Raw genomic sequence first — 23,623 nt, 5'->3', positions numbered from 1 at the left:
GCGTGGGTCTCGTTCGTATCCCGCATCCCCTTTACGGGGGACAGCGGTGGGACGCAGCGGGGGAGCGCGCGGTTCCCTCCGCGCGCGCCGATGCCCCTGGAATCAGTCTCGGTCAGTCTCCGTATTCGGACATTCCGTCGATCAGCCGTGCGGACGCGGGCGGGACGGTGACACCGTGGATCAGAGCGGGCGACACCGGGGCGGCACTGACCGCGGCGGGTGCCGCCCAGTGCGGGGCCATGCGGGCGCAGTCGCCGCGCAGCGTCTCCATGTTCTCAGGGGGCTCGGAGGACAGCTCGACGGGACGCGTGGTGACGACATGCTTCGAGATAACGGCCATAAACGCACGGTACGCATCCGACGCCCTGCGAAAAAAGCCCTACTATCGGGTAGTTTTGCCTCTTCAGTGGGGGTGGCCCGACCCGGTAGCGTGAACTGTCAACCCCTCGCCTCTCCTCCACAGGAGTACTCAGCCGTGCGTATCGCAGTCACCGGCTCCATCGCCACCGACCACCTGATGACCTTCCCCGGCCGCTTCGCCGACCAGTTGGTCGCCGATCAGTTGCACACGGTCTCCCTCTCTTTCCTTGTCGACGCCCTCGACGTCCGCAGGGGAGGCGTCGCCGCCAACATCAGCTTCGGCATGGGACAGCTCGGCACCGACCCGATCCTGGTCGGCGCCGCGGGCTCCGACTTCGGCGAGTACCGCGCCTGGCTCGACCGGCACGGCGTGGACACCGCATCGGTGCGCATCTCCGAGACCCTGCACACCGCGCGCTTCGTCTGCACCACGGACGCGGACCACAATCAGATCGGCTCCTTCTACACGGGCGCGATGAGCGAGGCCCGTCAGATCGAACTGAAGACGGTCGCCGACCGCGTGGGCGGCCTCGACCTCGTCCTGATCGGCGCCGACGACCCCGAGGCGATGCTCCGTCACACCGAGGAGTGCCGCTCCCGCCAGATCCCGTTCGCCGCGGACTTCTCGCAGCAGATCGCCCGCATGGAGGGCGACGAGATCCGCACCCTCCTGGACGGCGCCACGTACCTCTTCTCCAACGAGTACGAGAAGGGGCTCATCGAGTCCAAGACCGGCTGGACCGACGCCGAGATCCTCTCGAGGGTCGGCCACCGTGTGACGACCCTCGGCTCGCGCGGCGTCCGCATCGAGTCCGAGGGACAGGACCCGATCGAAGTCGGCGTCGCCGAGGAAGAGGCGAAGGTCGAGCCGACCGGCGTCGGCGACGCGTTCCGTGCGGGCTTCCTCTCGGGCCTGGCCTGGGGCGTCTCGCACGAGCGCGCGGCCCAGGTCGGCTGCATGCTCGCCACTCTGGTCATCGAGACCGTCGGCACCCAGGAGTACGAGCTGCAGCGCAGCAACTTCATGGACCGCTTCACCAAGGCGTACGGCCATGCCGCGGCCGCGGAGGTCCAGGCGCACCTGGCCTAGTCACGAGCTCCGGCGGACCACATAGGCAGTCCCGTGGTCCGCCGGCTTCTCGCCCACGTACTCCTGCCCCCGCATCTCGCACCACGCCGGGATGTCGAGCCGCGCCGCCTCGTCGTCGGCGAGGACCGTGACGGTGCCGCCGACCGGCACGTCCCCGATGACCTTCGCGAGCTCGATGACGGGCAGCGGACAGCGCTTGCCGAGCGCGTCCACGACGAGGGAAGCGGATTCCGTGCGCGACGCCGCCGCCACGGGAGCTCCCAGCTGTTCGCGCACCCCGGCCACCACGCCCGGCAGCACCTCCAGGAACCGTTCGACTTCCTCTTCCTGGGTCCCCCGTGGGAGTGACACCCGGACGTTGCCCTCGCTCAGTACGCCCATGGCCTTCAGGACATGGCTCGGGGTCAGCGTCGAGCTGGTGCAGGACGACCCGGAGGAGACCGAGAAGCCGGCCCGGTCCAGCTCGTGCAGCACGGTCTCCCCGTCGACATAGAGACACGAGAACGTGACGAGGTGGGGCAGGCGCCGCACGGGATCGCCCACCACCTCCACATCCGGCACGAGCCCCGGCACCCGCGCCCGGATCCGCTCGGTCAGCTCCCGCAACCGGGCCCCATCCGCGTCGGCCTCGGCCCGCACGGCCCGCAGCGAGGCCGCGGCGGCGACCACCGCGGGGATGTTCTCGAAGCCGGCCGCCCGCCCCGACTCCCGCTCGTCGGCGGGGCCTTGAGCGGCGAACCGCACTCCCTTGCGTACGACGAGAAGTCCCACACCCGCGGGCCCGCCCCATTTGTGGGCACTCGCGGTGAGCAGCGACCAGTCCCCGTCGACAGGACCCCACGGCAGCGACTGCGCCGCGTCCACGAGCAGCGGCACCCCGGCGGCAGAGCACGCCGCGGCGACCTCGGTCACCGGCTGGCGGGTGCCCACCTCGTGGTTGGCGGACTGGAGGCAGGCGAGCGCCGTGTCGGGACGCAGCGCCCCGGCGTACGCATCGGGGGCCACCGCCCCGGCCCGGTCCACCCCCACCTCGGTGACCGTCCCGCCGTCGGCCTCGTGCGCCGCCGCCGAATGGAGGACCGACGAGTGTTCGACCGCGGACACCACCAGATGCCGCCCGACACGCCGCCGCCCGGCGAGCGCCCCGGCGATCCCGGAGTGCACCGCGCGGGTCCCGGACGAGGTGAAGGAGAGCTCGTCCGGGCGGCACCCGACCGCATCCGCGGCGGCCTCACGCGCCGCGTCGAGCAGCATCCGGGCCCGCCGCCCCTCGCGATACAGCCGCGCAGGATCGGCCCACCCCTCATCGAGCGAGGCCTGCAGCGCCTGCCGGGCGACGGGGTGGAGGGGAGCGGAGGAGGCGACATCGAAGTAGGTCACATGCCCACGCTAGAACGTTCCCCCGGGGAGGCGCCCCGAGGGAGCGCCCCGTAGGGGCGCGAGGAACTGCGCGACAAGCCCCAACGCACCCGCACCCGCGGACGGACAGATTCCGCCGAGCCACTGGGCGCCCCGACCCCCCGTCAGAAAGGGGTCGACGGAGGGGTGTCCCACCCTTCGGAGTGACCCGCGGCGCGTTAGGCACCCTCCCCGCGCGACCCCAAATAGCGTCCAGTAAGGTTTGGCCCGCATAAACATCCAAACCCCTGCCCGCCGCAGGGCGGCGACCGACGACCGAGAAGGCCGCACCCGACCGCGCGGGCCGAGACTCTCGGGAAGGCGCTACGTGAGTCCCAACGGCTCCGACCGCTCGTCGCGGCGCCCGATGCGGCGGAAGCTGCCGCAGGTGCTGACTGCGGGCCTGATCCTGGCGACCGCAACCGGTTGCACATACAAGGACTTTCCCCGCCTTGGTATGCCCACCCCCGTAACGGAAGAGGCTCCACGGATCCTCTCCCTCTGGCAGGGCTCGTGGGCGGCAGCGCTCGCCACGGGCGTGCTGGTCTGGGGTCTGATCCTGTGGAGTGTCATTTTCCACCGGCGCAGCCGCACCAAGGTGGAGGTACCTCCGCAGACGCGTTACAACATGCCGATCGAGACGCTGTACACGGTGGTCCCGCTCATCATCGTCTCGGTGCTCTTCTACTTCACGGCTCGTGATGAGTCGAAGCTCCTCAAGCTCGACGAGAAGCCCAAGCACACGATCAACGTGGTCGGCTTCCAGTGGAGCTGGGGCTTCAACTACGTCGAGAACGTGGACGGCGACCCGGCCACGGGTTACTCGTACAAGGCGAAGAAGACCGAGGACGAGAAGCTCTCCAAGCGGAACACCGTCCCGAAGGAGCTCTCCAGCATTCCGGAGCGCTTCCTGAAGCAGTTCCCGAAGGGCGCGGACGGTGTCTACGACGTCGGCACGCCCGGCGAGCGGAACCCGCAGAACGGCAACCCCGGTCCGACCCTCTGGCTCCCCAAGGGCGAGAAGGTCCGCTTCGTACTGTCTTCGCGTGACGTCATCCACTCCTTCTGGGTGGTGCCGTTCCTCATGAAGCAGGACGTCATCCCGGGCCACACCAACGCCTTCGAGGTGACTCCCAACAAGGAGGGCACCTTCATGGGCAAGTGTGCCGAGCTCTGCGGTGTCGACCACTCCCGGATGCTCTTCAACGTGAAGGTCGTTTCCCCCGAGCGCTACCAGAAGCACCTCGAGGACCTCGCGAAGAAGAACCAGACCGGTTACATCCCGGCCGGCATCGATCAGACGCCTCACGAGAAGAACCGGGAGACGAACAACCTGTGAGCATCCTCAACGAACCTCAGGGTGCCGCGGCAGCAGACGACTCGTACGAGAATGAGCTGCCGGTACGGCGCAAGCAGCCGGGCAACGTCGTCATCAAGTGGTTGACCACGACCGACCACAAGACGATCGGCACGCTCTACCTCATCACGTCGTTCGCGTTCTTCTGCATCGGCGGCGTCATGGCGCTCTTCATGCGCGCCGAACTCGCCCGTCCCGGCACGCAGCTCATGTCGAACGAGCAGTTCAACCAGGCGTTCACGATGCACGGCACGATCATGCTGCTGATGTTCGCGACGCCGCTGTTCGCCGGATTCGCGAACTGGATCATGCCGCTGCAGATCGGCGCGCCCGATGTGGCGTTCCCGCGGCTGAACATGTTCGCGTACTGGCTGTACCTCTTCGGCTCGCTGATCGCGGTGGCCGGCTTCCTCACCCCGCAGGGTGCGGCCGACTTCGGCTGGTTCGCCTACTCCCCGCTGTCGGACGCCGTCCGCTCGCCGGGCATCGGCGCCGACATGTGGATCATGGGTCTGGCCTTCTCCGGCTTCGGCACGATCCTCGGCTCGGTCAACTTCATCACCACGATCATCTGCATGCGCGCTCCCGGCATGACGATGTTCCGTATGCCGATCTTCGTGTGGAACGTCCTGCTGACCGGTGTCCTGGTCCTGCTGGCCTTCCCGGTTCTCGCCGCCGCGCTGTTCGCCCTGGAGGCGGACCGCAAGTTCGGTGCCCACATCTTCGACGCGTCCAACGGCGGCGCGCTGCTGTGGCAACACCTCTTCTGGTTCTTCGGACACCCAGAGGTGTACATCATCGCCCTGCCGTTCTTCGGCATCATTTCCGAGGTCATCCCGGTCTTCTCCAGAAAGCCGATGTTCGGCTACATGGGCTTGATCGGGGCGACGATCGCGATCGCCGGTCTCTCCGTGACGGTGTGGGCGCACCACATGTACGTCACCGGTGGCGTGCTCCTACCGTTCTTCTCCTTCATGACGTTCCTGATCGCCGTGCCAACAGGCGTGAAGTTCTTCAACTGGATCGGAACGATGTGGAAGGGCTCACTGTCGTTCGAGACACCGATGCTGTGGGCCACCGGCTTCCTGATCACCTTCACCTTCGGTGGTCTGACCGGTGTCATCCTGGCCTCGCCGCCGATGGACTTCCACGTCTCCGACTCGTACTTCGTGGTCGCGCACTTCCACTACGTCATCTTCGGCACCGTGGTGTTCGCGATGTTCTCCGGATTCCACTTCTGGTGGCCGAAGTTCACCGGCAAGATGCTGGACGAGCGGCTCGGCAAGATCACCTTCTGGACGCTGTTCGTGGGCTTCCACGGCACGTTCCTGGTGCAGCACTGGCTGGGTGCCGAGGGCATGCCGCGTCGTTACGCGGACTACCTCGACGCCGACGGCTTCACCGCGCTGAACACGATCTCGACGATCTCCTCGTTCCTGCTCGGTCTGTCGGTACTGCCGTTCTTCTACAACGTCTGGAAGACCGCCAAGTACGGCAAGAAGATCGAGGTCGACGACCCGTGGGGCTACGGCCGTTCGCTCGAGTGGGCGACGTCCTGCCCGCCTCCGCGGCACAACTTCCTCACGCTGCCGCGTATTCGCTCGGAATCCCCGGCGTTCGACCTGCACCACCCGGAGATCGCGGCGCTCGACCAGCTTGAGCACGCAGGCCACGGTGCCAGCGCGATCGCGGGCAGCAAGGAGGCCGGCAAGTGAAGATCCAGGGCAAGATGTTCATCTGGCTGAGCGTCTTCGTGCTCGCCATGGCGATCGTCTACGGCTGGTGGTCCAAGGAGCCGGCCGGTACGACCGCACTCTTCCTGGCCTTCGGCCTGTGCATCATGATCGGCTACTACCTGGCCTTCACGGCCCGGCGTGTCGACGCGTCAGCACAGGACGACAAGGAGGCCGAGGTCGCGGACGAGGCCGGCGAGGTGGGCTTCTTCAGCCCGCACAGCTGGCAGCCGCTCTCCCTGGCCGTCGGTGGTGCGCTCGCCTTCATGGGCGTCGTCTTCGGCTGGTGGCTGCTGTACTTCTCGACCCCGATCATCCTGATCGGCCTCTTCGGCTGGGTCTTCGAGTACTACCGCGGCGAGAACCAGACCCAGTGAGTCTGTAGTTCACACCCGCACCGAGGGGCCCGGACACTCCGTCAGGAGAAGTCCGGGCCCCTCGGCGTGTCGCGCTTGACACTCATACGGGTCAATCGGCGCGCCGGAGGTGACGAACCTCCATACCGTGGCGTCATGAGCCACTCACCGCGAATCCGCACTGTACTGAGCTGCACGATGCTGGTGGCCGCCCTCGGTGCCGGGGCCACGGCGTGCGGCAGTTCCGACCATCCGCTCTCGGCGAAGCCGTACGACGCGGCAGGCCAGATCGCCTTCAACGGCCCGGTGGGCAGCCAGAAGGCGGATCCGGACAAGCCCCTCGAGGTCACCGCCGAGGGCGACGACGGGCGCATCACCGATGTGACGGCCACCGACGCGCAGGGGAGGTACGTGGCCGGCGAACTCACCGCCGACGGCGCCCGCTGGCACACCACGGCGCCGCTGGCGGCAGGCACCCAGTACACGGTGCGGGTCAGCACCGAGGACGAGGGCGGCGCGCCGGGCCGCAAGGTCCTGACCCTCGGCACCGACGTCCCCACCAAGAAGAAGCGGCTCGACGTCACCTTCGGCCCCGACTCGGGCAAGTACGGCGTCGGCCAGCCTGTCACGGCCAAGCTCAGCGCCAAGGTGGAGGACAAGAAGGCCAGGGCCGTCGTGGAGCGATCCCTGAAGGTCCAGACGCAGCCCGCCACCGAGGGCGCCTGGCACTGGGTGGACAGCAAGACGCTGCACTACCGACCCAAGGACTACTGGCCCACGGGCGCGACCATCAACGTGCGGAGCAACCTCAAGGGCATCAAGGTCCGCGAGAGGCTCTGGGGCGGCGACGCCAAGCCGTTGAGGCTGACCATCGGTGACCGCATCGAGGCCGTGACGGACGCCGGGTCGCACTACATGACGGTCTACCGCAACGGCGAGGCGATCAACTCCATCCCGGTGACCACGGGCAGGCCCGGCTACTCCACGCGCAACGGCGTCAAGGTGGTCCTTGGCAAGGAGTACGCCGTACGGATGACCAGTGCCAGCATCGGCGCATCGGACTTCTACGACAAAATGGTCTACTACGCGACGCGGGTCACCGACTCCGGTGAGTATGTGCACGCCGCGCCCTGGTCGGTCGGCTCGCAGGGCAACGCGAACACCAGCCACGGCTGCACCGGCATGAGCACCGACAACGCCGCCTGGTTCTACGAGACCGTCCGGCAGGGCGACATCGTGAAGGTCGTCAACAGCTCTGGCGCGGACATGGATCCGTTCGGCAACGGCTTCGGCGACTGGAACGTCGACTGGAAGGAATGGCGGGGCGGCAGCGCCCTGTTGGAAGGCGTCAAGGAAGGCCCCACGGCGGTCGACGCGGCCCGGCTGCGGCCCCAGGTCTGAGAGTGCCGCAGGAGACGTACGAGAGGGGCCCACGCGCGGCATGGGCCCCTCTCGTGTCTCTCGTACGCCAAGTAGGCGTCTCAGGCCTGTACGGCGGGCCTGACGCGCAGCAGGGAGGCCAGTGTGTCGGCGAACTCGACCGGTTCGACCGGAAGGGTCACCGCCGCCTCGGCGCGGCTCCAGGTGGCAAGCCAGGCGTCCTGCGGGCGCCCCATGAGCAGAAGCACGGGCGGGCACCGGAAGATCTCGTCCTTGAGCTGACGGCAGACCCCCATGCCGCCGACGGGCTTGGCCTCGCCGTCGAGCACACAGACGTCGATGCCGCCCCGGTCGAGTTCCTTCAGCACGGCGGGCAGCGTCGCGCACTCGATGAACTCGACCGCGGGGACGTCCGCAGCCGGCTTGCGTCCGGTGGCCAACCGGACCTGCTCGCGGGTGCTCGCGTTGTCGCTGTAGACCAGCACCGTGGCGGTCGGCTGCATGGTTCCTCCGCTTCGTAGAGGGCTCTGTGGGGCTCTCGGCCGGGGACCGATGCGCGGATGCTACTCCTCCGGACACCCCGTCAACAGCGGTTCGGACAGCCCTTCGATGGGCCATACGGGCAGGACACACCCCGTAGACACTCCGAACGGCACCCCCCGGGGTGAGGGCGGGATAAGCGACCGACATAATGTCGGTCGTGGCGACAGCAACGACAGTAGATACCGGGCACGCGCACCCGCCGGTCAATCGGCCGAACCTCACCAGCGTCGGAACCATCATCTGGCTCAGTTCCGAGCTGATGTTCTTCGCGGCCCTCTTCGCGATGTACTTCACCCTGCGATCGGTGACAGGTCCTGATCACTGGAAGGAGATGGCTTCGGCCCTCAACTTCCCGTTCTCGGCGACGAACACCACGATCCTGGTGCTCTCCTCCCTCACCTGCCAGCTCGGCGTTTTCGCCGCCGAGCGCGGTGACGTGAAGAAGCTCCGGATGTGGTTCATCGTCACCTTCATCATGGGTGCGGTCTTTATCGGCGGCCAGGTGTACGAGTACACCGAGCTGGTCAAGCACGAGGGCCTCTCGCTCTCGTCCGACCCGTACGGCTCGGTCTTCTATCTGACCACCGGCTTCCACGGCATGCATGTGACAGGCGGTCTCATCGCCTTCCTGCTGGTCCTGGGCAGGACGTACGCGGCCAAGAGGTTCACCCATGAGCAGGCGACCGCAGCCATCGTCGTGTCCTACTACTGGCACTTCGTCGATGTCGTGTGGATCGGCCTCTTCGCCACGATCTACATGATCAAGTAGCCGGGCCCGAACACCGAACCATTCCGAAGCATCGACGCAGAAGATCCTGACACCGGGGTAATCCGTGAAAAAGCTCTCCGCACGACGACGCCACCCGCTGGCGGCGGTCGTCGTCCTACTCCTCGCGCTGGCGGCCACCGGGGGGCTGTACGCCGCGTTCGCACCCGCGGACAAGGCGCAGGCCGACGACACCGCCCAGTCCCTCGCCATTGACGAGGGCAAGAAGCTCTACTCCGTTGGCTGCTCCAGCTGCCACGGAACCGGCGGTCAGGGGTCCTCCGACGGTCCGAGCCTGGTGGGCGTCGGCGCCGCCGCTGTTGACTTCCAGGTCAGCACCGGCCGCATGCCGCTCCAGCAGCCGGGCGCCCAGGCGCCGAAGAAGAAGGCCATCTACAACCAGGCCCAGGTCGACCAGCTCGCGGCGTACATCGCCTCGCTGGGCGCCGGACCGAACATCCCCACCGAGAAGCAGTACAGCCCGGACGGCGCGGACATCGCCAAGGGTGGCGAGCTGTTCCGCACCAACTGCGCGCAGTGCCACAACTTCACCGGTGAAGGCGGCGCGTTGACGAACGGCAAGTTCGCCCCGTCGTTGGAGGATGTCTCCCCGAAGCACATCTACGAGGCCATGCAGACCGGCCCGCAGAACATGCCGTCCTTCCCCGACACGGTCATGCCGGAGAAGAACAAGAAGGACATCATCGCGTACCTCGACGCGGTCAACGGCGAAGAGACCGAGAGCCCCGGCGGCCTCTCGCTGGGCGGCCTCGGTCCGGTCAGTGAAGGCCTCTTCGGCTGGATCTTCGGCCTCGGCTCGCTGATCGCGGTCGCCGTGTGGGTCGCCGCTCGGACCGCAAAGGCCAAGAAGTCATGAGTAGCCAAGAGAATCCAGAAGAGAACCTGCCCAGCGCGCAGGAAGCCGAGCACAGCTCGGTAGCGGTGGCGGACGAGAAGAACCCGTTCGCCGACCCGGGGCTGCCGCCCCATGAGCATCGGGTCCAGGACATCGACGAGAAGGCCGCCCGGCGCTCCGAGCGCGCGGTCGCCTTCATGTTCCTGCTCTCGATGCTGGCCACGGTCGGCTTCATCGCCTCGTTCGTGGCCTTCCCGGTCGACCAGAGCGTCTACATCTGGCCCATCGGCCACATCAGCGCGCTCAACTTCTCGCTGGGGATGACCCTCGGTATCGCCCTCTTCTGCATCGGCGCGGGTGCGGTCCACTGGGCCCGCACCCTGATGTCCGACGTGGAGGTCGCCGACGAGCGGCACCCCATCGCCGCCGAGCCCGAGGTCAAGGCCAAGGTCATGGCCGACTTCAAGGCCGGTGCCGAGGAGTCGCAGTTCGGCCGGCGCAAGCTGATCCGCAACACGATGTTCGGCGCGCTGGCCATGGTGCCGCTCTCCGGCATCGTCCTGCTGCGTGACCTCGGTCCGCTGCCCGAGGACAAGTTGCGGCACACGCTCTGGGGCAAGGGCAAGCTGCTCGTGAACATGAACACGAACGAGCCGCTGCGCCCGGCGGACGTCTCGGTCGGTTCGCTGACCTTCGCCAAGCCCGAGGGCCTGGAGGAGCACGACCACGACTTCCAGGTGCAGATCGCCAAGGCGGCCCTGATGATCGTCCGGATCCAGCCGGACAACATCAAGGACAAGCGCGAGCTCGACTGGTCGCACGACGGCATCGTCGCCTACTCCAAGATCTGCACCCACGTGGGTTGCCCGATCTCCCTGTACGAGCAGCAGACGCACCACGTCCTCTGCCCGTGCCACCAGTCCACCTTCGACCTCTCCGACGGTGCCCGAGTGATCTTCGGCCCGGCCGGTCACGCACTGCCGCAGCTGCGCATCGGCGTGAACGACGAGGGCTACCTCGAGGCGCTCGGCGACTTCGAAGAGCCCGTCGGTCCTGCATTCTGGGAGCGCGGATGAGCACTTCGGCGAACGACAAGCGTAAGCAGGCGCCCGCCGGTGAGCGGGTCGCCGACTGGGCCGACGGCCGCCTGGGGATCTACTCCCTGGCCAAGGCCAACATGCGCAAGATCTTCCCGGACCACTGGTCCTTCATGCTGGGTGAGGTCGCGCTCTACAGCTTCATCATCATCATCCTCACGGGTGTGTATCTGACGCTGTTCTTCCACCCGTCGATGAACGAGGTGGAGTACCACGGCAGCTACGTCCCGCTGCAGGGACAGCTGATGTCCGAGGCGTTCAACTCGACCATGCACATCAGCTTCGATGTGCGCGGTGGTCTGCTGATCCGGCAGATCCACCACTGGGCGGCGCTGATCTTCCTCGCGGCGATGTTCGTGCACATGATGCGCGTCTTCTTCACGGGTGCCTTCCGCAAGCCCCGTGAGGTCAACTGGATCTTCGGCTTCCTGCTGCTCGTCCTCGGCATGTTCACCGGCTTCACCGGTTACTCGCTCCCGGACGACCTGCTCTCCGGCACGGGTGTCCGCTTCATGCAGGGCGCGATCCTGTCCGTACCGATCGTCGGTACGTACCTGTCGATGTTCCTGTTCGGCGGGGAGTTCCCCGGCGGCGACTTCGTGGCCCGGTTCTATTCGGTCCACATCCTGCTGCTGCCCGGCATCATGATGGGCCTCCTGGTGGCCCACCTGATCCTGGTCTTCTTCCACAAGCACACGCAGTTCGCAGGCCCCGGCAGGACCGAGAAGAACGTCGTCGGCATGCCGCTGCTCCCGGTCTACATGGCCAAGGCCGGAGGCTTCTTCTTCCTGGTCTTCGGCATCATCGCGGCCATCTCGGCGATCGCCACGATCAACCCGATCTGGGCGCTCGGCCCGTACCGCCCGGACCAGGTCTCCACCGGAGCCCAGCCCGACTGGTACATGGGCTTCTCCGAAGGCCTGATCCGCTTCATGCCGGGCTGGGAGATCAACCTCTGGGGTCACACGCTGGTCCTCGGCGTGTTCGTCCCGCTGATCATCTTCCCGCTGGTCCTGGTCGCGATCGCGGTCTACCCGTTCATCGAGTCCTGGGTCACCGGCGACAAGCGTGAGCACCACATCCTGGACCGCCCGCGCAACGCCCCGACCCGTACGGCCTTCGGTGTCGCATGGATGTCCTGGTACTTCGTGCTGCTCATCGGCGGCGGAAACGACCTGTGGGCCACGCACTTCCACCTGTCGATCAACTCGATCACCTGGTTCGTGCGGATCGCCTTCTTCGTCTTCCCGGTGCTCGCGTTCATCATCACCAAGCGGATCTGCCTGGGTCTGCAGCGGCGCGACAAGGACAAGGTGCTGCACGGACGCGAGTCCGGCATCATCAAGCGTCTGCCGCACGGTGAGTTCATCGAGGTCCACGAGCCGCTCAACCAGGAGCAGCTGCACACCCTCACCGCGCACCATCAGTACGAGCCGATCGAGATCGGCCCGACGGTCGACGAGAACGGTGTCGAGCGCAAGGTGTCCGGTTCGCAGAAGCTCCGGGCCAAGCTCTCGAAGGGCTACTACGGGGAGGAAAGCCAGATCCCCAAGCCCACCGTCGAGGAGTACAAGGAGATCACGAGCGGCCACGGCCACCACTGATCCCTGAGCTCGAAGAGCTCTGACCACAAGGTCGCCACGGCAAGAGCCCCGTCCATTGCGCGGACGGGGCTCTTTGCCGTCCCCGGACCTGGATAGGGTGTCCTTGGCCCATTTATACGAACTCAGGAGCGGCAGATGAGCGCTGTGACCCCCGCAGGAGGCAATACCGCGGCGGGCCGTTCCTGGCCCGACGTACTGAACGGACTGCTCTCCGGGCGCGACCAGAGCGCCGACGACACCGCCTGGGCCATGGACCGCATCATGCGGGGCGAGGCCACCGACGCGCAGATCGCCGGCTTCGTGGTGGCGCTGCGGGCCAAGGGCGAGACGGTCGAGGAGATCTCCGGTCTGGTACGCGCCATGTACGCGCACGCCAATCTGATCGAGGTGCCGGGCCGGACCGTCGACATCGTCGGCACCGGCGGCGACGGCGCGAAGACCGTCAACATCTCCACGATGTCCGCGATCGTCATCGCCGGCGCGGGCGCCAAGGTCGTCAAGCACGGCAACCGCGCGGCCTCCAGCGCCTCGGGCTCCTCCGACGTACTGGAGAAGCTCGGGGTGAACCTGGAGCTGCCGCTGCACCGGGTCGTCGAGGTCGCCGAGGAAGCCGGGATCACCTTCTGCTTCGCGGTGAAGTTCCACCCGGCGCTGCGGCACGCGGGCGCGGCGCGCAGCCAGCTGGGGATCAGGACCGTCTTCAATCTCCTCGGCCCGCTCACCAACCCGGCCAAGGTCCGCTCCCAGGCGGTCGGCGTCGCCGACCCCCGGATGGCACCCATCGTGGCCGGGGTCTTCGCCGAGCGCGGGAACTCGTCCCTCGTCTTCCGCGGCGACGACGGCCTCGACGAGCTGACGACGACGTCGACGTCGCGGGTCTGGGTGGTGCGGGACGGGCAGGTGCGCGAGGAGGCCTTCGACCCGCGGGACGTCGGCATCGACCTGGTGCCCGTCGAGGCGCTGCGGGGCGCCGACGCCTCGTACAACGCGGAGGTCGCGCTGCGGCTGCTCGACGGCGAGACGGGGCCCGTGCGGGACGCCGTGCTGCTGAACGCGGCGGCGGCCCTGGTCGCCCTCGACCCGACCGACGAGCCGTTCGCGGCGCAGATCAGGGCCGGCATGGCCAGGGCGGCGCAGGCGATCGACTCGGGAGCCGCGAAGCGATCCCTGGAGCGCTGGGTGGCGGCCAGCAACCGCTGACGCAGGCCCCGCATGTGACGCAAGGCGCAGTCCGGATTCTGGACTGCGCCTTGCGCGTCGAAGATCGTGTGGCAAGATGCTCAACAGGTCATGAGTGACAGCGATTAGGCCCCGGCTCGCTGTCCGGCAACCCTCCGTCCGTGGCGGGGTGCCCCGGGTGAAGACCAGGTCGTACGCAGCAAGGCGTATGGCAAGCGCGGACCCCTGCGAACCCTGGGGTCCTGGTCCTCGAGGGAGCAGTCTCGTGAGCAAGCGAATGCGATAGGGCTTCCGGCCCCTTTTCCGCACCCCCCTTTTTTTCTCTTCATCACTGCACCGCCCTGCGTGTCGCACGGGCGTCGATGCAGTGAACTCGCTTGCCTTCCACGGGAGTTCGCCATGTCTGTTTCCGCCATTGCCGCCGACTCGTCCGTCTGTGCCCCCCTCGCAGTCCTCGGCCGTGACGTCACCGTGCCGCTCGTCACCGGTGGCGAGGTGACCTACGCGGCGCTCGACTACGCGGCGAGCGCGCCCGCGCTGCAGCGGGTGTGGGACGACGTGGCCGCGTACGCGCCGTACTACGGCAGCGTGCACCGCGGTGCCGGGTACCTCTCGCAGCTCTCCACCGACCTGTTCGAGAGCAGCCGCGTCACCGTCGCCGAGTTCCTCGACTGCCGCGAGGGCGACCAGGTCGTCTTCACGCGCTCGACCACCGACTCGCTCAATCTGCTCGCCGCCGCGCTCCCCGCCGACTGCCAGGTCTTCGTCTTCGAGACCGAGCACCACGCCTCGCTGCTGCCCTGGCGCGACGCCCGCGTGACGTACCTGAACGCCCCGCGCACCGCCGACCAGGCCGTCGCCACCCTGGAGCGCGCCCTCGCCGACCGCGAACCCTACGGGCCCGCCCTGGTCTGCGTGACCGGCGCGTCGAACGTCACCGGTGAGCTGTGGCCGGTGAAGGAACTCGCCGCCGCCGCCCACGCGCACGGCGCCCGTATCGTCCTCGACGCCGCGCAGCTCGCGCCCCACCACCCCGTCTCCGTACGCGAGTTGGACGTCGACTGGGTCGCCTTCTCCGGGCACAAGCTGTACGCGCCCTTCGGCTCGGGCGTCCTCGCGGGCCGCTCCGACTGGCTGCAGGAGGCAGAGCCCTACCTCGCCGGCGGCGGTGCATCGCGGAAGGTCGCGCGGCGTACGGACGGCGGTGTGGACGTGGAGTGGCACGACACCGCCGCTCGGCACGAGGCCGGTTCGCCGAACGTCATCGGCGTGTACTCGATCGCCTCCGCCTGCAAGGCGCTGACCGAGGCGGGCTTCGACGAGCTCGTCGCCCGCGAGAACCACCTGATCGCCAAGGTCCGCGAGGGCCTCGCCGAGGTGCCCGCCGTGAAGGTGCTCTCGCTCTTCGGCGACGACGCCCCGCGCGTCGGCGTCATCTCCTTCGTCGTCGAGGGCTGGAACAGCTCGCACTTCGCGGCCGCGCTCTCCGCCGAGTACGGCATCGGCGTACGCGACGGTCTCTTCTGCGCCCACCCGCTGGTGCGCACCCTGCTCGGCAGCGACCCGCAGACCCAGGGCGAGTGCGGTGCTCCCGAGGCCGCGCCCGGCGAGAAGTCGCTGAACGCGATCCGCGTGAGCTTCGGCGCGGGCACCCCCGACGAGCATGTCGAGCGTTTCGTGCGCGCCGTCAAGGAGCTGGTGGCGGACGGTGCGCGGTGGAACTACCGCACCGAGGACGGGCGTTGTGTGCCGGACACCACCGCCTGAGGCCGTGACGAGGGCAGCCTGGTGCCGATCTGGATCATCCGCAGGGCACGCTCGGTCGCATCGGTGAGGAACTCGCCGCCCCGGCCGAGCGCCTCGGTGAGCGAGACCGGGGCGGGCAGGATCGCGCTGTAGGCGTCCACGCCCGCCGCCCGTACGTGGTGCGCGCCCTGGCCGATGGTGCCCGCGAGGACGAGCACCGGACGGCCCGACCGCTTGGCGCGCCTTGCCACCTCGGCGGGGACCTTGCCGCGCGGCGTCTGGTGGTCCAGGGCGCCCTCGGCGGTGACGACGAGGTCGGCGCGGGCCAGGTGGGCGTCCAGGTCCAGGTGGTCGAGCAGGACGTCGAAGCGGGGGAGCAGCTGGGCGCCGAGCGCCGCGAGGCCGGCGCCGAGGCCGCCGGATGCGCCGGTGCCGGGGCCGAGGGCGAGGTCCGCCGTGGTGTGCAGGTCGCGGGTGAGGATGTGCGCCCAGTGTTCAAGGGCCGTCGCGAGTACCTCGACCTGGGTGGGCGTGGCGCCCTTCTGGGGGCCGAAGACGCGGGCCACGCCGCGGTCGCCGGTCAGGACGTTGAAGGGGTTGCAGGCGACTCGGATCTCGGTGCCCTTCAGGCGCGGGTCGAGGCCTGACGGGTCGATGCGGCTCAGGCGGGTCAACTCACGTCCGCCGGGCGGGAGTTCCCAGCCGTCCGTGTCCAGGAGGCGGGCGCCGAGCGCCTGCAGGGCCCCCGCGCCGCCGTCCGATGTGCCGGAGTCGCCGCAGCCCACCAGGATGCGGCGGGCCCCCGCGTCCAGGGCGGCGCGGATCAGCTCGCCCACGCCGTACGTCGTCGTGGCGCCCGGGTCGCGCAGATCGCGCGGGACCAGCGAGAGCCCGGCCACCGCCGCCATCTCGACGACCGCCGTGCCGTCGGGAAGCAGTGCGAAGTGCGTGCCGATCCGCTGGCCGACGGGCCCGGTGGCGGGCAGCGCGACCAGCCGTCCGCCGACCGTGGCGGCCAGGGCGCGCGCGGTGCCCTCGCCGCCGTCCACCAGGGGGATCAGATCGGTCACGGCGTCCGGCACGACACGGCGTACTCCTTCGGCGATGGCCTCGGCCGCTGACTGCGCGGACAGGGACTCCTTGAAGCCGCTGGGGGCGATGGCGAAACGGGTCAGCATGTCGGACTCCAGAGTGGATTCAAGGGTGGCGTCAGGGCGGATTCACGGGTGGGTTCAGCGAACGGGCACGCCGAGCAGCGGCCACAGCGCGACGGCGAAGAGCAGCACGAGCGCGGCCGTCAGCGGCGCCAGGACCGCGGAGAGGCGCAGCAGGTCGCGCGGCGTGTAGGTGGGGGTGCCGGGGACCTCGGCGAAGAGGGTGACCGGCTTGGCGGACGCGGGCAGCGTGTGGCAGAAGCCCGCCGCGGCGGTGGAGGCGAGGGCGGCCGCGACCGGGTTGACGCCCGCGCCGACGGCCGCCGCGACGACCAGCGGGACCAGGACCGACGAGCGGGCCGAGCGGGACTGCAGGACGAGGTGCGCGGCCGTGCTGACCGCGACGACGACGGTCAGGAAGAGCCAGGGCGGCACATCCAGCGGAACGCCGCCCACCAGCCACTTCGCCGCCCCCGATTCGGCGAGCGCGACGCCCATCGCCATCGTCGCCGCCATGAAGAGCAGCAGCGACCAGGGCACCGTCTTCAGAGCGTCCTTCAGGCGTACGGTGCCGAGGGCGGGGGACGAGGCGACGACCGCGCCGATCAACGCGACCACGGCGGGCGGCACTTGGTGCAGCGGCTCGCTGCACCACAGGGCGACGACCGTGGCAAGGAGGAGGGCGCAGCGGGTCTCGGCGGGCTCCCAGGCTCCGGTCACCGGCTGCTCGCTGTGCTCCTGGAGCTGTTCGACGGTGATGTGGACCGGGCCCTTGCGGTCCGCGCGCCGCGTCGTCGTCAACAGGACGGCCTCCGCCGCCAGATGGGACGACGCGATGGCCAGCGGCAGGCCGAGCAGCAGCCACTGCGTGAAGCCGATCCGCTCGCCGGTCGCCTCCCACAGGACCGACACCGTGATCAGATGCGCTCCCGCGCCGATCAGGGTTGCGACCGCGGAGAGCAGGATCACGGTCGGGAACAGCAGCGCCAGCATCACCACCAGGCGCTTGCGGTCGGCGAGGACCTTGGCGAGGGCGAGGAAGACGGGCAGGGCGAGCGCGGCGCGACCCGACGTGGCAGGCACCGCGAAGGCCGTGACGACCAGGGCGGCCGTCGTCAGATGCGTCAACTGCCGTACGCTGCCCGCCCCGCTGACCAGGAAGGCCGCCGCCCGTCCCGCAAGGCCGCTGCGGGCCACGGCGGCCGCGAGCACGAAGGCGCAGATCAGCAGCCAGACCGTCTCGTCACCGAGGGTGCCGAACAGGGTGTCGCTGCTGATCACGCCGGTCGCGGTGAGCGCGAGCCCCGCGCCGAGCGCGATGTACGTGTCGTCGATCGGCGTACCGATCCATGCGCAGGTCGCCAGGGCGAACACGGCGAGGGTGAGCCGCGCGTCGCCGCTCAGGCCGGGGAAGTTGCCGGGCACCACGAGCAGCGCGCACAGACTCAGGGCGATGCACAGCGTGATGGCTTGGCGGGGATTCAGGGTCACACATCGAGCCTCCGGCCCGGCCGTGAGCCCTCAATGAGCCGTAGATGAAAGGAACTTCACCGGGCGATCCGGACGATCACCCCGGCAGCCGGTACCCCATCCCGCGCACCGTCTCCACCCGTTCGGCGCCCAACTTCTTGCGCAGCGCCCGTACGTACACGTCCACGATGTTGGACCCGGGGTCGAAGTCGTAGCCCCACACATGGGAGAGGATCTGCTCCCGCGAGAGCACCTGCCCCGGATGGCGCAGGAACAGTTCGAGCAGCACGAACTCACGTGCCGTCAGATCCACCGTCCGCTCGCCCGAACGCGCCCTGCGGGTGCGCAGATCCAGTGTCAGATCCCCGCCGCGCAGCACCGTCACCTCCGGGGCCCCCGCCGCCGTGCGCAGCCGCAGGCGCACCCGCGCGAGCAGCTCCTCGAAGCGGAACGGCTTGGTCATCCAGTCGTCGGCGCCGCCCTCAAGGCCCGCCACCGTATCCCGCACCGAGTCGCGTGCCGTGAGGACGATGACCGGCGTGGTCACGCGGGACTCGCGCAGCTGCCGCAGGACCGTGAAGCCGTCCTTGCCCGGCAGGCCGATGTCCAGGACGACGAGGTCGAATCCGCCGGTCAGGGCGTAGTGGTAGGCCGCGTCTCCGTCGCCGACGACGCTGGTGGTGAAGCCGTTGGCGCGCAGGCCCTTCTCGACGAAGGAGGCGATGCGGTCCTCGTCCTCGACGATGAGAATCCGGTTCATGGCAGTCCTGGTTCCTGTTCTCGCAGTACTTCTCGCAGTACGAGTACGAAGGTGGCGCCGCCGCCTTCCGTGGGCCGCAGCTCGACCTGGCCGCCGTGCCCCTCGGCGATCGCGCGCACGATGGCGAGGCCGAGTCCGGCGCCGGTGGCGCGGGCGCCGCGCCGTGCGGTGCCGCGCCGGAACCGTTCGAAGATCACCGCCGCGTCCTGCGCCTGGACGCCGGGCCCGCTGTCGGCGACGTACAGCTCGATCCGTCCTGCCGTGCTGCGCGATCCGATGCCGATACGCCGGCCGGGGACGGTGTGCTGGACGGCGTTCTGGGCGAGCTGCACCATCGCCTGGGTGATGCGCTGAGGGTCGAGGGCGGTCTCGCCTTCGGCCACTTCGGCGAGCTGCCAGTCGCGGTCGCCGAGCGCCCGCGCCTTGACGAAGACGTCCGCGGTCAGCTCGGCGAGCTGCACCGGCTCCGGGGTGACGAAGTCGGGGCGCTCGGCCTTGGCCAGGAGGAGGAGGTCCTCGACGATGCGGCTCATCCGGTCGAGCTCCTCCGTCACGATCCGGACGGTCTCCTCGCGCTCGCCCGGATCGTCGCCCATCAGCTCCAGGTGGCCGCGCACGATGGTGATGGGCGTGCGCAGCTCGTGCCCGGCGTCGTCGGCGAACTCGCGCTGCGCGGCGAACGCGCGCTCCAAGCGGTCGAGCATGCCGTTGAACGTCTCGGCGAGCGCCGCGATGTCGTCCCTTCCCTGCACCGGGATGCGCCGGGTCAGATCCTGTTCGGTGAGCTGCGCGGCGGTCGTACGCACCAGGCGTACGGGCTTGAGGATGCGGCCCGCGACCGCCCAGCCGATGCCGGTCGTCATCAGGAGCGCGACCCCGGAGATGGCGAGCAGCATCGTGAACACGTCGCCCGCCTTGGCCTGTTCGCCCGCCGGGTGGAAGGCGACGACGAACGCCGCCGGATGGTCGGCGCTCGCCGCGATCTCCACCTTCGCCCAGCGGACCTCGCCGCGCTCGCGGTGCAGTGTGCCGGTCGCGTCGGGGGACTCGAAGACCGTTCGCAGCGCGGCGGTGTCCTCGGCGAGCGGATGGTCGATCCGCGGCTCGCGCGACTGCTCCTTCTTCGCGGGTGCCTTGCCGGGGCGGCCGACCAGGCCGAGGAGCTCCTCGTCGGGGTCGGCGTACTGCCGGGACAGGAAGAGCCGCAGGAGGGGGTCGGGAGTGCTGAACTTCTCGCCCGTGTGCGGATCGACCCCTTCGCGGGCGAGGTTGGTGAACTCCGCGGTCTCCTGGGCGAGCAGCCGGTCGATGCGGTGGTCCACGTCGCGCAGCAGGACGGAGCGGGTGGTGGCCGCGACCGCGGTGAGCGCGACGGTCATCACCACGAGCAGCCAGAGCAGGATGCGGACACGGGCGGATATCCAGCGGTGCGGGCGCTCAGCCGTCGTCACCGGGGCCGTCGTCGTCGTTGTCGCCCCGGCCGCTGCCTTCGTTGCCGTCGTCGTCGTTGCCATCGCCCGGGGAATTCTCGCTCACCGGCGGCGGGGACACCGTCTCGTCGCTGGGCGTCGGCCGGGGAGTGGCGGGCTTCGAGGACGGCGACGAAGGCGACGAGGACGGCGAGCCGCTCTCCAGCTCCACCTTGGGCGGGGCCTTGGGGGGCTCGGGGCTGTCGGTCAGGGCGTAGCTGGTCGCTGCGATGCCGAGGGGGATCGCCACGACGGCGGCCAGGGCGGCCATGCGGTGGGAGAAGACCATGACTGCGAGGGTGCGCGGCGCAGTGCGTCAGAAGCATGAGCCGCAGATGAAGAAACCCTCATCCGGCAATCCGTGCGAACGCCTAGGAGTCGAGGCCGATCGCGAACGCCGCCTCCAGGTCGTGCTGCGAGTACGTACGGAACGCGACGTGCGTGTCCGTCGCCTCCACACCAGGGATCTTGCTGATCCTGCCGGGGATGACATCGGCCAGGTCGTCGTGGCGGCCGACGCGCACCATGGCGATCAGGTCGTAGGTGCCGGTCACGGAGAAGACCTCGCTGACGCAGTCGAGTGCGGAGATCGACTCGGCGATCTCGGGGATCCGGTCGACGCTGGTCTTGATGAGCACGATCGCGGTGATCACGGCTGACTGTCTCCCTCGGTAGCCGGTGCTGGCCTCTTCACTCTATCCGTCCGGCCATACCGCACCCACGCGTAGAGAAAGCCCAGCGAGAAGCCCACCAGGTGGGCCAGATAGGCGACCCCGGGCCCCTGCCCGCGCTGCAGCGCGGCGAGCCACTGCAGCGTCACCCAGAACGGCAGCACCACCCAGGCGGGAAAGCGCAGCGGCAGGAAGAAGAGGAACGGGTAGAGGCTGGTGACCCGCGCCTTCGGGAAGAGCCGCAGGAAGGCGCCGAGCACCGCAGAGATCGCCCCCGACGCGCCCACAAGTGTCTGGTCGGAGTCGGCGTGCGCGGCCGCGAAGGCGAGCAGCGCGAGATAGCCGCAGCCGAGGTAGAAGAGCGCGAACCGGAGGTGCCCCATGCGCTCCTCGACCATCGCCCCGAAGACGTAGAGGAAGAGCATGTTGCCGAGCAGATGCAGCCAGCTGCCGTGCACGAAGAGCGCGGTGAGAGGGCCGAGCGCGGCCCGCGGCGCCCCGCTGATCAGTTCCGACGGGACCACGCCCCACCGCGCGAAGTAGTCCTGCTGCGCGGCGAGCAGTTCGTCGCCGGTGCCGTAGCCGGGGTTGAGCCCGGACAAGGGGGAGATCACGAAGACCAGACAGCAGGCGACGATCAGGCCGTACGTCACCGGGGCCGACTGGCCCCTGATCAGCCGGACCGCCGTCGCACCCCATGTGTTGATCATGAACAGAGCATGACGTAACGGGTGCTACCCGTACAGACCGCCTCGCCGCTGTGGAGGCCGCCGCATGGAGACCCTTACAGGCCTTAGGGTTACGGGCACCACGCACCATGGAATCCCGAAGGAAAGCGAACAGCCACGATGACGGTTCCTCTGCCGACCGACACCACCCGGTGGCGCTGCACGCTCTGCGGCAATCTCACGCGTTTCGACGTGACCCGCTCTTCGAAGGTCGTCGAATATGTGCACCTCGACCTGGCCGGTGAGTCGAACGTCGAGGAACGTGAGGTGGTCAGTGAGACCATCGAGTCGGTGCGCTGCCGCTGGTGCAACGCGGTGGACAAGGTGGAACTCGTGGACAGGCCGGGTGCCGGCTCCTGAGGGAGCGGGCCCCGCACAGCTAGTGGGGTGAGCGATGGTGGAGAGCGCGAGCGGGGAGCCGGACGACGGCGCCGCTGAGGTGCTCGACCGCCCGCTGCCCGACGGGGTGCGCCGCAGGGTCGTCCAGATCGTCTCGGACGGCTTCGGCGGCCTCACGGTGAGCGAACTGCCCGCACAGCTGCGGCAGTACGCCCGCTTCACGCCCACCCGGCGCACCAAGTTCGCCGGCAACGCGATGGCGGCAGCCCTGGAGGGCGACCTGCTCTTCCGGCAGCGCATCGGCGAACGTCTCAGAGAGGCGCAGCCCGAGCTCACCGGTGCCCTGGACGCGGGCTCTCCGCCCCCGGCCGCGGACCCGCTCGACGTGGCGGCCGCGGCCTATGTGTTGCGCCCCACCGGCTGGGTGAAGCTGGTGACGGCCGCGGGCGAGGAGGCCCAGCGGGCGGACGCCGAGCGCGTCGACGACGAGACCCGGGCCGAGCTGGAGCGGCTGCGCGAGGAGCTCGCGGCGGCCCGCGGCCAGACGAAGGCCGAGACGGAACGGCTGCGCACGGAGCTCGAGTCGGCGAAGAAGGAAGCCGAATCGATGCATCGCAAGCTGCGCGGCGCACTCAGTGACGTCAAGCGCGGCGAGGCGGCCCTGCGCAAGGCGGCGGCCGAGGCCGACGCCGTACGCGCGGAGGGCCAGGCGCAGGTGTCCGCCGCCGAGAGCGAGACACGGCGGCTCAAGGCCCGGCTCGGCGAGACCGAGGCGGCCCTGGAGGCCAGCCGCCGGGCGGCCCGCGAGGGCCGCAGCGTCGAGGACATGCGGGTGCGGCTGCTCCTGGACACGGTCCTCGAGGCCACCCAGGGGCTGCGCCGCGAACTCGCCCTGCCGCCCGTGTCGGTGCGGCCCGCCGAGACCGTGGACGCCGTCGAGCCGGGGCGGATGACCCCGAAGGACATCGCGGCCCGCGCGCTCTCCGAGAACGATCCGGCCATCCTCGACCAGCTCCTCGCGCTGCCGCAGGCGCATCTGGTCGTGGACGGCTACAACGTCACCAAGACCGGCTATCCCACGATGCCCCTGGAGAAGCAGCGGCTTCGGCTGCTCGGCTCGCTCTCGCAGCTCGCCGCCCAGACCGGCGCCGAGGTCACGTGCGTCTTCGACGGGGCCGAACTCGCCGCGCCCGTACTGCTCGCGCCGCCGCGCGGGGTGCGGGTCCTCTTCTCCAAGCCGGGCGTCACGGCGGACGAACTGATCCGCCAGCTGGTGCGCGCCGAGCCTCCCGGGCGCCCCGTGGTCGTCGTCTCCACCGACCGCGAAGTGGCCGACGGGATCGCGAAGGCGGGTGCGCGGCCCGTCGCTTCGGTCGTCCTCCTGAAGCGGCTTTCGCGCGGCTGACGTACGCCCGATTCTGTGCGGCTAAGGGTGCCCGAGTAACTCCTGTTCCCTATGCCCGAATTGGGGCGGCGCTTACGCAACGTAGCGTCAAGTGCCCGTCACCGCCTGTGCGTCAACGGTAAAGAATGCGCCCGACCGGCGACTTTTTGCTGGTCAGGATTT

Annotated in this window: 23 protein-coding genes and 1 riboswitch; of the genes, 13 read left to right on the top strand and 10 right to left on the bottom strand. The window is 69.1% G+C overall.

The window, feature by feature from the left end; translation table 11 throughout:
* Window positions 1-112 precede the first annotated feature (112 nt).
* Window positions 113-340, bottom strand: a complete 228-nt coding sequence (locus tag AB0O76_RS25390) for a hypothetical protein (protein WP_365495636.1) — start codon at window positions 338-340, stop codon at window positions 113-115.
* A 135-nt stretch (window positions 341-475) separates the two neighbouring features.
* Between AB0O76_RS25390 and AB0O76_RS25385 the strand changes: the two genes are divergently transcribed.
* Window positions 476-1,450 carry a carbohydrate kinase family protein gene (locus AB0O76_RS25385; RefSeq protein WP_365495536.1) on the top strand — a complete coding sequence of 325 codons (975 nt, stop codon included), beginning with the start codon at window positions 476-478 and terminating at the stop codon, window positions 1,448-1,450.
* On the opposite strand, the gene AB0O76_RS25380 is transcribed toward AB0O76_RS25385, so the two are convergent.
* Complete coding sequence (locus AB0O76_RS25380) at window positions 1,451-2,830, bottom strand: aminotransferase class V-fold PLP-dependent enzyme (RefSeq protein ID WP_365495533.1); 1,380 nt, start codon at window positions 2,828-2,830, stop codon at window positions 1,451-1,453.
* 346 nt (window positions 2,831-3,176) lie between these two features.
* On the opposite strand from AB0O76_RS25380, the gene coxB reads away from it, so the two are divergent.
* From coxB to AB0O76_RS25360, 4 genes are all read left to right on the top strand, one after another.
* On the top strand, window positions 3,177-4,187 hold the full coding sequence (gene coxB / locus AB0O76_RS25375) for a cytochrome c oxidase subunit II (RefSeq protein WP_365495530.1): 1,011 nt from the start codon (window positions 3,177-3,179) through the stop codon (window positions 4,185-4,187).
* Window positions 4,184-5,920, top strand: coding sequence for a cytochrome c oxidase subunit I (gene ctaD / locus AB0O76_RS25370; RefSeq protein WP_365495527.1), 1,737 nt, complete (start codon window positions 4,184-4,186; stop codon window positions 5,918-5,920). The genes coxB and ctaD overlap by 4 nt, the downstream gene beginning before the upstream one ends.
* A complete protein-coding gene (locus AB0O76_RS25365) occupies window positions 5,917-6,315 on the top strand; it encodes a cytochrome c oxidase subunit 4 (RefSeq protein ID WP_365495524.1) in 399 nt (132 codons plus the stop codon). The genes ctaD and AB0O76_RS25365 overlap by 4 nt, the downstream gene beginning before the upstream one ends.
* Before the next feature lie 135 nt (window positions 6,316-6,450).
* Window positions 6,451-7,695, top strand: a complete 1,245-nt coding sequence (locus AB0O76_RS25360; protein ID WP_365495521.1) for an Ig-like domain-containing protein — start codon at window positions 6,451-6,453, stop codon at window positions 7,693-7,695.
* An 80-nt stretch (window positions 7,696-7,775) separates the two neighbouring features.
* Here the strand turns inward: AB0O76_RS25360 and AB0O76_RS25355 are convergent, their stop codons facing one another.
* On the bottom strand, window positions 7,776-8,177 hold the full coding sequence (locus tag AB0O76_RS25355; RefSeq protein ID WP_365495518.1) for a hypothetical protein: 402 nt from the start codon (window positions 8,175-8,177) through the stop codon (window positions 7,776-7,778).
* A gap of 188 nt (window positions 8,178-8,365) precedes the next feature.
* On the opposite strand from AB0O76_RS25355, the gene AB0O76_RS25350 reads away from it, so the two are divergent.
* The 6 genes from AB0O76_RS25350 (at window position 8,366) to AB0O76_RS25325 (ending at window position 15,486) form a co-directional block, all read left to right on the top strand.
* Window positions 8,366-8,986 carry a heme-copper oxidase subunit III gene (locus tag AB0O76_RS25350; RefSeq protein WP_365495515.1) on the top strand — a complete coding sequence of 207 codons (621 nt, stop codon included), beginning with the start codon at window positions 8,366-8,368 and terminating at the stop codon, window positions 8,984-8,986.
* 64 nt (window positions 8,987-9,050) lie between these two features.
* Window positions 9,051-9,860 (top strand): c-type cytochrome, encoded by an 810-nt coding sequence (locus AB0O76_RS25345; RefSeq protein ID WP_365495512.1) that lies wholly within the window; start codon window positions 9,051-9,053, stop codon window positions 9,858-9,860.
* The gene (locus tag AB0O76_RS25340; protein WP_365495509.1) at window positions 9,857-10,915 is read left to right on the top strand and encodes a Rieske 2Fe-2S domain-containing protein; all 1,059 of its coding nucleotides are present in this window, start codon (window positions 9,857-9,859) and stop codon (window positions 10,913-10,915) included. The genes AB0O76_RS25345 and AB0O76_RS25340 overlap by 4 nt, the downstream gene beginning before the upstream one ends.
* Complete coding sequence (locus AB0O76_RS25335; protein ID WP_365495506.1) at window positions 10,912-12,540, top strand: cytochrome bc complex cytochrome b subunit; 1,629 nt, start codon at window positions 10,912-10,914, stop codon at window positions 12,538-12,540. The genes AB0O76_RS25340 and AB0O76_RS25335 overlap by 4 nt, the downstream gene beginning before the upstream one ends.
* A gap of 135 nt (window positions 12,541-12,675) precedes the next feature.
* Complete coding sequence (gene trpD / locus AB0O76_RS25330; RefSeq protein WP_365495503.1) at window positions 12,676-13,740, top strand: anthranilate phosphoribosyltransferase; 1,065 nt, start codon at window positions 12,676-12,678, stop codon at window positions 13,738-13,740.
* A gap of 86 nt (window positions 13,741-13,826) precedes the next feature.
* Window positions 13,827-13,943, top strand: a riboswitch (SAM riboswitch).
* Window positions 13,944-14,118: 175 nt separating this feature from the next.
* The gene (locus AB0O76_RS25325; RefSeq protein ID WP_365495500.1) at window positions 14,119-15,486 is read left to right on the top strand and encodes an aminotransferase class V-fold PLP-dependent enzyme; all 1,368 of its coding nucleotides are present in this window, start codon (window positions 14,119-14,121) and stop codon (window positions 15,484-15,486) included.
* Here AB0O76_RS25325 and AB0O76_RS25320 read toward each other — a convergent pair.
* From AB0O76_RS25320 to AB0O76_RS25290, 7 genes are all read right to left on the bottom strand, one after another.
* Window positions 15,441-16,643, bottom strand: a complete 1,203-nt coding sequence (locus AB0O76_RS25320) for a glycerate kinase (RefSeq protein WP_365495497.1) — start codon at window positions 16,641-16,643, stop codon at window positions 15,441-15,443. The genes AB0O76_RS25325 and AB0O76_RS25320 overlap by 46 nt on opposite strands.
* Before the next feature lie 54 nt (window positions 16,644-16,697).
* A complete protein-coding gene (locus AB0O76_RS25315) occupies window positions 16,698-18,110 on the bottom strand; it encodes an SLC13 family permease (RefSeq protein ID WP_365495494.1) in 1,413 nt (470 codons plus the stop codon).
* Between the two features lie 76 nt (window positions 18,111-18,186).
* Entirely contained in the window at window positions 18,187-18,849 is a 663-nt protein-coding gene (locus tag AB0O76_RS25310; protein ID WP_365495491.1) for a response regulator transcription factor, read from the bottom strand.
* The gene (locus tag AB0O76_RS25305; RefSeq protein WP_365495488.1) at window positions 18,846-20,300 is read right to left on the bottom strand and encodes a HAMP domain-containing sensor histidine kinase; all 1,455 of its coding nucleotides are present in this window, start codon (window positions 20,298-20,300) and stop codon (window positions 18,846-18,848) included. Before AB0O76_RS25305 ends, AB0O76_RS25310 begins: the two co-directional genes overlap by 4 nt.
* Window positions 20,287-20,607, bottom strand: coding sequence for a small secreted hydrophilic protein (locus AB0O76_RS25300; protein WP_365495485.1), 321 nt, complete (start codon window positions 20,605-20,607; stop codon window positions 20,287-20,289). Before AB0O76_RS25300 ends, AB0O76_RS25305 begins: the two co-directional genes overlap by 14 nt.
* An 82-nt stretch (window positions 20,608-20,689) precedes the next feature.
* Complete coding sequence (locus AB0O76_RS25295) at window positions 20,690-20,971, bottom strand: Lrp/AsnC ligand binding domain-containing protein (protein ID WP_365495482.1); 282 nt, start codon at window positions 20,969-20,971, stop codon at window positions 20,690-20,692.
* Entirely contained in the window at window positions 20,968-21,699 is a 732-nt protein-coding gene (locus tag AB0O76_RS25290) for a rhomboid family intramembrane serine protease (RefSeq protein WP_365495479.1), read from the bottom strand. Before AB0O76_RS25290 ends, AB0O76_RS25295 begins: the two co-directional genes overlap by 4 nt.
* A 138-nt stretch (window positions 21,700-21,837) precedes the next feature.
* On the opposite strand from AB0O76_RS25290, the gene AB0O76_RS25285 reads away from it, so the two are divergent.
* Together AB0O76_RS25285 and AB0O76_RS25280 are read left to right on the top strand one after the other, a co-directional pair.
* The gene (locus AB0O76_RS25285; protein WP_135328915.1) at window positions 21,838-22,077 is read left to right on the top strand and encodes a hypothetical protein; all 240 of its coding nucleotides are present in this window, start codon (window positions 21,838-21,840) and stop codon (window positions 22,075-22,077) included.
* Window positions 22,078-22,111: 34 nt separating this feature from the next.
* Window positions 22,112-23,461, top strand: a complete 1,350-nt coding sequence (locus AB0O76_RS25280) for an NYN domain-containing protein (protein WP_365495476.1) — start codon at window positions 22,112-22,114, stop codon at window positions 23,459-23,461.
* The last annotated feature ends 162 nt before the right edge of the window (window positions 23,462-23,623 follow it).

The organism is Streptomyces sp. NPDC086554 (genome assembly GCF_040686095.1).
Lineage (GTDB): Bacteria > Actinomycetota > Actinomycetes > Streptomycetales > Streptomycetaceae > Streptomyces.
This window is presented reverse-complemented; position numbering and strand designations above follow the sequence as displayed.